This is a genomic window from Bdellovibrio bacteriovorus str. Tiberius (genome assembly GCF_000317895.1).
GTDB classification, from domain to species: domain Bacteria; phylum Bdellovibrionota; class Bdellovibrionia; order Bdellovibrionales; family Bdellovibrionaceae; genus Bdellovibrio; species Bdellovibrio bacteriovorus_F.
This window is the reverse complement of the sequence record NC_019567.1, coordinates 1,075,597-1,088,041: the sequence shown is the minus strand read 5'-3', so window position 1 is coordinate 1,088,041 and position 12,445 is coordinate 1,075,597. Positions and strand designations below refer to the sequence as shown.

Here is a 12,445-nt window from a genome sequence, read left to right as displayed (position 1 = left end):
TGCTCTACTTGGTGCGCCTCCGATTTCCCATCGAGCCAAGTAGAGCGTCTTTCCTCTATATTCGTGTCCGCCATGTCTACCCTTGAAGATTGGCCTTAATCTTGCTTGTTCTTATTCCATGAATTCAATATTTATGGAAAGCAAGGGCGGAATGATGTCTAGGTTCTTCAATATCGTAGCTGGAATGGCGATATTCCTGCCACAACTTGCTTTGGCTCAAATATCCAGCTTAGCGACCCTATCTGCGCCTGAAACTTACTATGAAGGCCGTACTGCAGCGGATTCATTTTCCAGCCCCTACTCACGCTATTTCACAATAGACGATATCAATCGGTTCGAAAGAAACCAACACCGTCGTCAGCGCCATATCGCAAAAGGCCATTTGATCGTGGTTGACACAAGAGACCAGGATACTTGCCTGGCTATCCAGCATCAGCTCTTGAATGCCAGAGACCTACAAACGCTCAATGACCCGCGTGACCTATGCCTGCGTGACGATACCCGTCCATTTGCCTCTATAACTGTCTTACGTGCCTCAGATGAAGACGAATGGCACCAGGAAATGGACCTACGGAATCTTACTTCCGATCAAAGCAATCTATACACTAGCACGCGAAATATGGCCCTCGGGGCCGCCGGGGTGGCAGGTCTTCTGTACATGATGCCAGAAAGTGTTACCAAATGGAACAAGGACAAAATGAAGAAGCTTGGAAAGAACTACCAAGAAAATATAAGAAATGGCCCCGTAATGGATCAAGACAATTGGGCTCTTAACTACTTGGGCCATCCATATTCTGGCGCAATATATTATCAAGTCGCCAGACACAACGACTTAAGCACTATGGAGTCATTCGGCTATTCAGTTCTTATGTCGACCTTCTTTTGGGAATACGGCATCGAGGCTTTGGCAGAGACACCGTCCATTCAGGATCTATTAATCACTCCGATTATTGGTTCTATCATGGGCGAAGTCTTTTACATTGCCGAGAGGGAAATTCAACTTAATAACGGTAAGGTTTGGGGTTCGAAAAAATTGGGTTCGATCGTGCTTATATTGCTTAATCCCGTAGAAGCCTTTAGTAAAAACTTAAATAATCTCTTAGGAAGCACCGTTATCAAAAACGCACGCGCCAGCATTGTTGTACGACGTCAAAAAGTGCGTAGCAAAGATCTACCAATGGAATACACGCCCTTTTGGGGCTTGGAACTACGTTTTAAATTCTGACAAATTTGAATAAAACAGGAACGACTACAGAGGGCCTATATGAAACTAATTTTACACAGTGTTTTTTTGATGCTTCTAGTTCAATCAGCCTCCGCACAGGAGCAGAACACCTGCTTTGAAAAAGCCATTCCCTTCTTTCAGAACTTCTCTAAAATTTCTGTTAGCCCTATTGCAAAAGCCAGTATGCTAGAGAGTGCTTGCGAAGAACTTGACGATCCCAGACTGACGGAAAAAATCGGAATTTTCAAATCGCTTGGGCATCAGTTCATGGCAAAATTTGGATTCGGAGTGTATGGACAAGCCATCGGTGCTTTTGATCGCCTTCAAGGCGACGAATGGCAAATGGAATACGCACAAAAACTACAAACGATTAAAAGCATCCCAGATCCCTTGGAACGTATCCGTCAAGTTTACTTACTCGTTGTAAGAAATCAAGGATCGTATGACAACGATTCCAACGGAATGAACTCCCTTAAATCGGGATACATCTTCGGAGAATATACGCCAAGCAACTTGCTGAATACGGCAAGAAAGACTGGTAGCGCTGGTGTCTGCAGACATTTTGCTTCTTTGCTACAATGGAGCTTGATACAGGTCGCGAGACATCCAAGTTCCAGATCTTCTGCCCTAGGTCCCCTTGATTTTAGTTCTGAATTCGTTTTAGGAACTATCCCCGACGCCGGCGGGCATGCCTGGGTTCGAGTTCATCTTCCTCAATATGACCTCTCAGGTCGGCTACAGGGATTTAACAATATGGATCTGGACACCACTTGGTATTCTCGATTCAGCCCGGTCTTCCCACGATTTAGTGGCCTTAAAAATGATACACGCATCAAGGCCGCCAAACAGTGCAGAGAGATCCAGACCTGCCTACGCTCAGTGAAAACTGAGCAACCCGAGTAGACATGACGGACACCATTTTGTGATGACCATATTGTATTCACAAAGGAAGAAATTGCTGAACTTCAGTACCTGGTCACCCACTAAAAAGATGGCCTACTTTTCGCAGAAAGGGTGCCTGTGGTTTTAAACAAGTATTTCCCATGCCGGGAGATAGCCATAAATACAAACAGGAGAATGATATGAGTAAAAAGCTATTGGGCTTGATATTGGGCTACGTAACAGTGTCCTCGATCGCGTATGCCGGAGACTTCAGAGATGCCGGCGCTATCTGCAGCACTTTGGACTTTGACTCGAAAAAAAGTGAGTGCGCTGCAATGGTAAGATCTTACCAGTCAGAATATTTTGACACTAAGGCAATTAACGTATGCAACAATCTCGACTTCGATTCAAAAAAATTGCTTTGTATTTCAGTCATTGCTGACAAAACATATGAGGCCTTTGAGATCAACCAGTGCCGAGATGAAAGCGTCGACAGCAGGAAGATTTCTTGTTTGGCGGCGACAGGCTCTAAATATCGAGATCGACGCCCAGAACCCTACCCTTCTTACCCTTCGAGACCATCCCAGCCGCCTCGTCCGTCTCATCCGTCTCATCCATCTCGACCAAATCAATCGTCTCAAGACTATGTTGTGGGGCAAACTCAAAGATGGATCAATGCCGGAACCTTTATCCCCCCTAAAGCGGTTGTGGAAAGAATCGTTATCAGCGTCAATTCCAGAGAAGCCGTGAAAGAGATCCGCTTGGCAACGGAAAGAAGTGGAGTACGAATTCTTCGTGCAAGCGGTGTTACTGCATCAGGTTACTCGATCCAACTAGGCCAGCTAGTCGGATCTGTCGGCGCGAACGCCAACAGATCTTTTGCACTCGACCCAAGATATGCAATTCGTTTGCAAAGAATTGAATTGGAAGTCACAAGTACCGGCCTTGTTGGCAGCCGAGGACGCTTGGAAGTCCTTCTTGGTGTAACAAGATAACTTGTAAGTTAGGCAAAATGCCTCTGACATCCCGTTAGGGGCATTTTTTTTACTATTCATTCCGTTTCAAGTCTGAACAAATCTCCGTCTATTTTCCCACGCTGATACGCAAATCTGACGTAAATTGAGAATCGAATGTGGTCCCCTTGAAAATCAAACTTTGGTCGAGCTATCCTGATTTTGTTGAAACCACAAGGCTCGGGAGACTTACCTCGGGTAAGTGAACGCTTAGATTGGGCCAAGCGAAGGAGGACACGGATGAGAACACATGAACATCACGATGACGAACTGAAGTGAAGATGCGTCACCAGGATTACTACAAAGAGGTTGGGTTCATGCCTCTCTAAAGAAGAATGGACTGGTTGGATCTGATGAATAACTCATAAGGAGGTTCCTAGGGTTATACTCGTTAGGATATAGATCCTTCCTTTGCCTCAAGGCAAACCGTCGGAAACGGCGGGACGCAAAGCTAAAGGGGTGTCGGTCTTTCGGACCATGCCAGCCAGCTGCCAAAGGTCATGAGTCACCTGAGGAATCAGAGGTGTGCATATGGAAGGAACAAATACATACAAGGATTGGTTTCATTCCCCTTAGCTAGCGAGTTATCACTGACGATTCCTCGCTAGCACTTTTTTTGGCGAACGAATTTCTTAAGACAAAATCCGCAAAAACTTACTTCTTCAAAGGAACAAGCCAGTTCAGGGTATCGGCTTGGGATCCACGCTGGATTGCGGTGATCTCGTTGTATAGCTGCGTGCTGAGCGGTCCGTTTTCGTTGTTGTTGATTGTCCAGTCTTTCCCCTGATAGTGCAAAACACCCACCGGAGAAATCACTGCCGCCGTACCGGTGCCGAAGGCTTCTTTCAACTCGCCTTTTGCCAGACGCTCCACCACTTCCGTGATGGTAATACGTCTTTCCACCACCGGCAGTTTTTTAGAGCGCAATAGCTGCAGGATTGCATCGCGGGTTCCACCTGACAGAATGCTGCCATTCAATTCCGGCGTCACGATCTCGTTATCAAAGACGAAGAACACGTTCATCGTGCCGACTTCTTCGATCCCCTGATGTTCAACATCCAGCCACAACACTTGAGCATAGCCCTTTTTCTTGGCTTCCAAAGCGGCCTTAAGGCTGCTGGCATAGTTCGCCCCGGCCTTCACCGCACCCAGGCCTCCTGGGGCTGCGCGCAGGTATTTTTCCTCAGTCCAAATCTTGATCGGCTTGGTGCCTTCAGAATAATAAGAACCCACCGGAGACAGTAAAATAAAGAACATGGTTTCACGGGAAGGACGAACCCCCAGGAACGGTTCAGAACCGATCAGAGTTGGACGAATATACAGGGATGTGTTCGGCTCTTTCGGAATCCAGCGCTCATCGGCCGCCACCAACTGGTGCAAGCCTTCCATGAACAGCTCCAGTGGAGGAGCTTCCAGACACAGGCGGGCTGCGCCTTCAGCCAGACGGTGATAGTTGAACTCTGGACGGAAGAAAACCACTTCGCCGTCAGCCTTGCGGAAGGCCTTCATGCCCTCAAACAGGGCCTGACCATAATGGAACACAGAAGCCCCAGGATCCAAGGAAAGCGGCCCATAGGGAACCACGCTGGCTTCAGACCAGCCTTTACCTTCAGTGTACTTGGCCACAAACATGTGGTCAGAAAAATGCTGCCCGAATCCAAGTTGATCAGAGGGCGGAAGGGCTTTCGGAGTGTTCGTTAGATTCTTCTTAATTGTGGTCATAGAAAGGACCTATCGAACATAGAGCGATAGGTCAAATCTCGATTACTCTTTTCACCATTTAATAGGCCAGAAAACCTGCGTTAACACTGAAAAATCTATATAAATCATCGTTTTTTAGAAGATATCACAGGAATCCATTTCGTAACTCTTGTTCAACAGCGCTCGAGCCCGAATCGCAGAAGGGTCTTCTGATTGATCAGTAGTGATATCAAATCCCATCAAAGCACTAGTAGCACCGTTCAAATCCTCTGCCGAGTTCAAAAGCCCCGACCGATTCATATATTCCAATTGTTTGGCCGCTATGCAATCAGCTTGGAGTTCCATCGCCAAACTACTTGTAAAGAGTAGCTCTTGCATAGACTCTACCAAATCGCGTTCCCGGGGCCATGTGCCAGCCTTCACCGATTCATAAATATTTTTCAATTGATATGCCGCAGTGGTAATCGGCAGTGGAGCCCTTTGCATATTGTGACTTTTTTCTAAATGAGCCAGTTCATGCGCAATTACCGCAGTTAGGTGCTTCAAAGAAAGGGACCTCACCAAACTTTTGGTCAAAAATATATTATTCCCAAACCCAAAGCCATTCGGTTCTCCCTCTAGACCTTCGATGATAGAAATTGAAACATTATCGTAACGATATGAATATGCTGGATATTTGTAGATTTTCTTCAAGGCCACATCCACCTTAAGTTTGAGATCTGGAGCATCAACCTCCCTATATTGCGGATAACCGGTCTTAGCCGCAACTTTTAGAACTCCTAGAACCAGCTGCCCCAAATAATAGTCTGGCGAAACATATTGAGATACAGACGCTCGCGCTTGATATGCCATCAAGACTACCATGACACATTTCACAACGAAAATTACTCGATAGCGCATAAGCATAAATAGACTCTCCTAATCAGTGCATCTAACTGCCAAATCCATGCCACCTCACTCCTAGCATTTAGAGGCGCAAACCTCGCAGAAATTGAAACAGTGACTAAACTCTGCTCGTGTCCGGATGCCCGAGCAAAAAGTTCAAGCTTTTTTACTTTTTGACAGCAAGGAAACGCCCCCCCGACCAACACCTTGCGACCTGGGGAAGAATCGTCTCATTACGAATCATTCGAGGAACCTCCCAGTAATGATTCTCGTATATTAACGAATCTTCATTGTAAAAAACTCGTTTTTCCGGTCAAGAAACCGATAAGAAGAACATGAGAAATGGAACGTCACTGATCTCATTCTTAGCACTCCTTCTTATGGCTGCTGTCAGCCATGGGTCCCCTAACTCTTTGACCTATCAGGGCCGGATTATCAAATCCGACGGGACCGCGCTGGAGTACGCTCACGTCAGCTTCCTGTTTGAAATCACGAACCCTACCGGAACTTGTGTCATTTATCGCGAACAGGTTGACGACGTGAACATGCTAAACTCCAAAGGTGTGTTTGATGTGCCGATCGGTTCCGGTACGAAGCTGTTCCCGGCCTCCCCGACATTTAAGATGTTGGATGCCTTTAAAAATTCTTTGGCGCACAACTGTTCGGGTGGCTCGACTTACACGGCGGCATCCGGGGACACCAGACTTTTAAAAGTTCAGTTCCACGATGGCGTGGGCTGGAAGGTTATTTCCCCATCCAATGAAATCCGATCTGTTCCTTTTTCTGCCTATGCCCTATCCGCAGAATCCCTGGGTGATAAAATCGTCGATGACTTCCTGCTGAAAGCCGGTTTACCGACGTGTGCGGGCGGGACCTTCCTGACTTGGAACGGAACTGCTTTAACTTGTGCCGGGATCAGCGGCGCCAATGGTGGTACAGTCACTGATGTCACTTCTTCTAATGCCTATATTACGATTGCTAACGGCACTTCCACTCCTGCGCTGACTTTGAATGTCGGCACTACAGCGGGCACCGTGGCAGCAGGTAACGATGCCCGATTCAGCGATGCGCGTGCTCCATCCGGCGCTGCAGCTGGGGATCTTGACGGCACCTATCCAAATCCTTCTGTGGCAAAAATCCAGGGCACGGCGGTTTCCAATGCCGCTCCGGCCAGTGGTAATTTCTTGAAATACAACGGCACGGCGTGGACGCCATCAGCCATCGCACAAAGTGATGTGACGGGTCTTGCCGCGACTTTGAATGCTTACATGACGGATGCTGAATTTAGCGCGGCTGTTGCAAACGCAGGCTGCGCCGCTCATGAAACCATGTACTGGAACGCCGTTGCAGGTTTCAGCTGTCAGCCGATCAATGTGTCTTTGGCGGGTGATGTTGGCGGCACGATTGGCGCTTCTTCAGTGAATAAAATCAAAGGTGTGACTGTTGATACAACTGGTTTGGTTGCAGGCCAAGTGTTGAAATACGACGGCACGAAATGGGCTCCGGCTGCGGATAACAACGACAACTCGGGCGGTACAGTTACGAATATCGCGACTGGTACAGGTTTGAGCGGCGGTCCGATCACGGCGACTGGTACTATTTCATTGGCTAACACTGCGGTGACCGCGGCTTCTTATGGTTCGACCACGCAAGTCGGCACGTTCACTGTCGATGCTCAAGGTCGTTTGACGGCGGCATCCAATGCGAATATCGCCTTCCCAGTGACTACTGTTGCGGGTCGCACGGGCGCTGTGACTTTGGATGTCGGTGATGTCGGTAACGGTGCGGGTAAATACTTTATCTATCGCCCGAATAATACCGCTTGTACCGACGGTCAGGTTCTGAAGTGGGTTACGGCGAATAACCGTTGGGAGTGTGGAACAGACACGGATACTTCTTCCGGTGGTACAGTCACAAACATCGCAACGGGCACGGGACTTTCCGGTGGTCCGATTTCTTCCACTGGCACTATTTCATTGGCTAATACCGCAGTCACTGCGGGTTCTTACACTCGTGCTTCCATCACGGTGGATGCTCAAGGTCGTTTGACGGCGGCTTCCAGTGGTGCTGCGATCAACCTGGCTTCGGATGTGACGGGCACTTTACCGATCGCCAACGGTGGTACAGGCACAACGACTGCTTTGGGTGCCTTCAATGCGCTTTCTCCGCTGACAAGCAAAGGTGATATTCTGGTTCGTGATGCGACCAATAACATCCGTTTGCCAGCAGGCACCAATGGACAAGTCCTGACTGCTGACAGCGCTGTCACTGCAGGGGTCAAATGGGCCACACCCACCACGGGCACCGTGACCAGCGTTTCTGGCACGGCTCCGGTTCAAGTTGCTACGGGCACAACGACTCCGGTGATTTCAGTTGATAACGCCACGACCTCTACCAAAGGTATCGTGCAAGTGGGTTCTGGTATCGCGGTTTCTTCAGGAACCATCAGTGCTGATCCTGCGAACTTCCCTTCGGCGGTTCCTGTTACTAAAGGTGGTACCGGCGCGACCTCAATCACTGCCGATCGTTTGCTGGTTTCAAACGGCACTGGCACGGCCGTGATTCCATTCACCTGTGCCGTGGGCCAGACAATCACGTTTAATGCCTCGGGTGTCATGGGTTGTACCAGTTATTCTGCAACAAGCTTGTTCGCCAATGGCGGCAACAGCTTCGGTGCGGCGGCGACATTGGGCACGAACGACAACTATGGTTTGAATTTTGAAACCAACGGTTCGCCTCGCATGACCATTTCCAATGGCGGCGCAGTCGGTATCGGGACCACCTCGCCAAGCTTCAATCTGGACATCCAAAGTTCTGACGCCTTCCAAGCTCGCCTGTGGCATTCTTCCGATGGTCAGTACGATGGTTCTGCCATGATGATGACCCGCACACGCGGCACACTGGCTTCCAATAGCGCAGTGACTTCAGGCGATACATTGGGTGGCTTCTATTTCCGTGCTCATGACGGCACCAGCACGGGCACGACAAACTCGGCCATTGAAGTCAGTGCTGGCCAAAACCACACGACTTCGACTCGCGGCACTTACATGATCTTTGAAACCACCGTCAACGGCGCAGCTTCCCGTTCAGAACGCATGCGTCTCCATTCCAATGGAAATGTTGGTATTGGGCAGACCAGCCCCAGCTATAAACTGCATGTGGGTAATAACACGGATGCCACGAATGGAATCGCAGTCAGCGGTTCTTCAGTAACATCCCTGGATCTTTTGAATTCAAGCTTTGGCGGATTGTGGCTCGGGGTGAATTTTTCTGGGGCCGCCGTCAACGGTATTCCCGCAAATGGTATGGGTATGTCTGTCGGGAACAGTAATATTATTTTTGCCACGGGCGGTACGCGTGCTGAACGCATGCGCATATCCAACGTTGGTAACGTGGGTATAGGTGTGACCAATCCCGCGCAGAAACTGGATGTCAGCGGCGGAACGATCAAAGCTGGTAGCGCTACGGCGACATCCGGCAGTCTGATACTGGTGGACAACTATTCCAGCGGCAACTTAACAAATATCGGTACTGAATTCTCTAGTGGTGCACCTTCCATTGGTTATGGCGTTTACCCATCTGGTGCGCTAGGAAGCTTCCTTTCCTCCTCTAGTTCCACCAACTTATTCCGCGCTGCGATTAATGTCGGTGGTTCGGATGGTATTCGCTTCTATACTGGTGCTCAACAGACTGTAACTGCGGGCTCGGCTGCGACGACGGCGGAAGTGATGCGCATCTCGAACGCGGGTAATGTGGGTATCGGCACCAACAATCCAGCTTATCCCCTGCACGTCAGCGGGACTGGATACATCCACGACGGCTCATCCTACGTCGAACTGCTGTCGCGCTCGGATTCAGCTTTGAACATCAACAACAACCACGCCACCAAAAGGGGTTTGACGGTTCACCATGGCAACAGTGCTTCCCACATCGCGCAGTTCTATCACTGCCCAAGTGGCACGTGCACACAGAAGTTTTATGTCGACTATAACGGCAACATGTGGATCGCCGGAAACTTAACAGAAGCCTCTGATGCCCGCCTGAAAACTGACATCCAAATCCTACCGGACAGTTTGCAAAAGGTTCTGGGACTGAATGGCTATAGCTACTATTGGAAAAATCCGGAAAACAAAGAAAAACAAATCGGTCTGATCGCACAGGAAGTGGAAAAAGTCTTCCCTGAAGTCGTACGCACCGATAAAGACGGCACCAAATCCGTAGCCTATCAAAAGCTGGTGGCGCCCATTATTAATTCCATCAAAGAGCTTTATCAGATCGTGATTTCTGAAAACAAAAAACAGGATCGTGAAATTGCCTCACTCAAAGAAAACAATGCCGTTCTGGTTCACAAGGTTCAGTCCCTGGAAGAACAGAACAAGGCTTTGAAAGACGCCGTCTGCGAAGTGAATCCGAAAGCCAAAGTCTGCCGCAAATAACCCGCCAGGAGCCCCGCAAAGGCTCCTGTTCAGTCCTTAAACACCAAAAGCCCTGTGAAATAGCCTCTGCGTTCAATCCAGCATGGCCGTGGATTTGCTCTGTCAATGCCCATGCGTCGTTATTTTGCATTCCTATTCAGTCTGCTGGTGTTTTCCCCTGTCATCGCCGGGGCCGCAACCGACGTTTGCGCCAAACCATTTGTCTCAATTCGAGACATTCAAGACGAAGAAATTCTGCATCCCCAGCTGACCGGGACTCTCTACCAAAGAGCGTTCCTGAAGCTGGCTCAGCGCCTAAGCCTTGAAAACCTGAACACGGTTGAGTCCTACGCCCACACCCTGTCTTTGCGCTTGACCAAGGAACAAACTGAAAGCTTCAAAGCTGAATACACGCGTTTTGCCCAGGCTGATTCCTATGAGGCGTTCCTGCAAATCATTAAAAAAGCCGATTACTGGAAATCCTCTTTGCGCCTGCCCAATGCCTATGTGGCCTTGGTCGCCGCTTTGGCCCGCCACATGGGCGAGATCCATCTTAACACCGCCGAAGTCGAAGCCCTGTGGCTTAGCCAGAACTGGCCTGCGCTGGACAGTCTTTCTTTGACCCGTCAACTGGCTCAACTGTCCGGAGCTTTGGACAAACGCCGCCATCTAACAGTGGCGGAATACACCGTCAGTCTGCGCGCTTTGGGGAAAGACTGCACCAATATCACCGAACAAACCCTGCAAAAGAAACTGCGCGAAGATTTCTGGCTGACCTTGCGAAACAAACAAGCCACCCGTTTCGCCGGAAGCAAAGTCCTGCTGAATCAGGATACTCTGGTCGAGCTTCCCGCCTTACGCCTGCCGAGTCAGCAGTTGCGTCTGGGCGAAGCACGCCCGGTTGCGCTGAAAGCTTACGCCAATGAAGACTTCCGTACTTACATCGGCAAAAGACATGAAATCAATCGCAAGGACAATCTGGAGGTCATCCGTTTCTTCCACGGTAATTACGGGGATGCTCCGTTTGCGGTTGTTAACAAAAAAGAAAAACTAATTCAGTTCTTCCGCGCTGATGGTCAGGAACTGTCCCGCAATTCGATCGAAACGTATCCGGGTGATGAATTGAATTCTGGTGGTGCAGGCATCTATCACTTTACCACCCAACAAGATGGATTTGTCTTCCTGCAGGCTGAACGTGATCTGCAGATCCGGGCCGCATTTAAAACCAGCGCATCCCTTTCCCGCGACATGGTCGTGTATGTCCTGCCCGAAACTGCGGACCACCACTTCCGTATCCGCAATCACCGCCTGACATTTGGGGCGGCGAAAGTCTTCCGCAACCGCATGGCCTATAACTACAGCCCGATGAACCGTGCCTTTAAGACAGTTCAAATCAAAGTGGATTTGAACGACAGCTTTGCACAAAACTATGCTCAGGCCCTGCAGGACGAAAAAACCACTTTGATGGGACTTTTGAACATCGAGGACGATGAATACAATATGCTGGCAGAATTTGCTTTTGCGGTAATGGCGCCAGAAACCAACTATGGAAAAAACTGGAAGTACCGCTTAAAAGAACTGGCCCCGGTGGTGATTGCCCTGCTGAAAGGCAACGGTCTGGACACAGATGAGAACAGCCGCGGACCGACCCAGATCAAGCGCATTCCTCAGGTGATTATCGATAAATATAAAATGGAAAAAAGTGACTTGAAAGATCCCAAGTCGGCTGCGATTGCAACCCTGGCTTTCAGTGCGGACCTTTTAAAAGACCTGCGCAACGTGGCCTGGCAGCACCCGGCCATCGTTGAGGAAAATCTGCAGGACTATCTGTACTATCTGTATCAGGGACGCCGCTGGGAAATCCGCAACGCCACCGCAACACCAGATCAGAACGCCTCGATCAAAAAGATCAAGAAGGCCGTTCTGCTGATGACAATTCAGAACAATTAGTTCGCCGGGCAGGACACGCTCAGACGCTCACTGCCTTTTTTCAGGGAAAGCTCCAGATCGCCTTCAATTACTGTGCTGGCAGAGCTGTCGCCTTTGACTATGTTCGCGATATAACGACCATCAACCAAAACCACGGACACATTAAAGCCCTCTTCCTGAGTGCGCAGGACATAAGCGGCCAGATCCGTGTTTTCTTTCACTTCCAAAACCAACTCTTCAGCGCGCAGTGCGTTTTTGGTTTCAAGCAGGCAACTTGGCGCGGCAAAGGACACTGAAGAAGACAAAATCACAAACAAGGACAGAATAGCTTTAGTCATAGGAACCTCTCTTGAGGCCCTTATAATGCACAAGCGTCACAATCGAAATTGAATAAT

8 protein-coding genes and 1 riboswitch are annotated in these 12,445 nt (G+C 49.2%); of the genes, 5 read left to right on the top strand and 3 right to left on the bottom strand.

Annotated features, from left to right (window positions below):
• The first annotated feature begins 133 nt into the window (after nt 1-133).
• The 3 genes from BDT_RS05295 (at nt 134) to BDT_RS05285 (ending at nt 3,102) form a co-directional block, all read left to right on the top strand.
• Complete coding sequence (locus BDT_RS05295; RefSeq protein WP_235046273.1) at nt 134-1,225, top strand: DUF3943 domain-containing protein; 1,092 nt, start codon at nt 134-136, stop codon at nt 1,223-1,225.
• A gap of 39 nt (nt 1,226-1,264) precedes the next feature.
• Entirely contained in the window at nt 1,265-2,128 is an 864-nt protein-coding gene (locus tag BDT_RS05290) for a transglutaminase-like domain-containing protein (protein ID WP_015090232.1), read from the top strand.
• A 179-nt stretch (nt 2,129-2,307) separates the two neighbouring features.
• On the top strand, nt 2,308-3,102 hold the full coding sequence (locus tag BDT_RS05285; protein ID WP_041577096.1) for a hypothetical protein: 795 nt from the start codon (nt 2,308-2,310) through the stop codon (nt 3,100-3,102).
• 428 nt (nt 3,103-3,530) lie between these two features.
• Nucleotides 3,531-3,616: riboswitch (cyclic di-GMP riboswitch) on the top strand.
• Between the two features lie 158 nt (nt 3,617-3,774).
• On the opposite strand, the gene BDT_RS05280 is transcribed toward BDT_RS05285, so the two are convergent.
• On the bottom strand, nt 3,775-4,842 hold the full coding sequence (locus BDT_RS05280) for a branched-chain amino acid aminotransferase (RefSeq protein ID WP_041577094.1): 1,068 nt from the start codon (nt 4,840-4,842) through the stop codon (nt 3,775-3,777).
• A 114-nt stretch (nt 4,843-4,956) separates the two neighbouring features.
• Nucleotides 4,957-5,721 carry a M48 family metalloprotease gene (locus BDT_RS05275; protein WP_158320225.1) on the bottom strand — a complete coding sequence of 255 codons (765 nt, stop codon included), beginning with the start codon at nt 5,719-5,721 and terminating at the stop codon, nt 4,957-4,959.
• Nucleotides 5,722-6,086: 365 nt separating this feature from the next.
• On the opposite strand from BDT_RS05275, the gene BDT_RS05270 reads away from it, so the two are divergent.
• Together BDT_RS05270 and BDT_RS05265 are read left to right on the top strand one after the other, a co-directional pair.
• A complete protein-coding gene (locus BDT_RS05270; RefSeq protein WP_015090228.1) occupies nt 6,087-10,142 on the top strand; it encodes a tail fiber domain-containing protein in 4,056 nt (1,351 codons plus the stop codon).
• Nucleotides 10,143-10,247: 105 nt separating this feature from the next.
• Nucleotides 10,248-12,071, top strand: coding sequence for a hypothetical protein (locus BDT_RS05265; protein ID WP_235046272.1), 1,824 nt, complete (start codon nt 10,248-10,250; stop codon nt 12,069-12,071).
• Here the strand turns inward: BDT_RS05265 and BDT_RS05260 are convergent.
• Nucleotides 12,068-12,388: a hypothetical protein gene (locus BDT_RS05260; protein WP_015090226.1), complete on the bottom strand. Its 321-nt coding sequence runs from the start codon at nt 12,386-12,388 to the stop codon at nt 12,068-12,070. The two genes, BDT_RS05265 and BDT_RS05260, sit on opposite strands and share 4 nt — an antisense overlap.
• Nucleotides 12,389-12,445 lie beyond the last annotated feature (57 nt).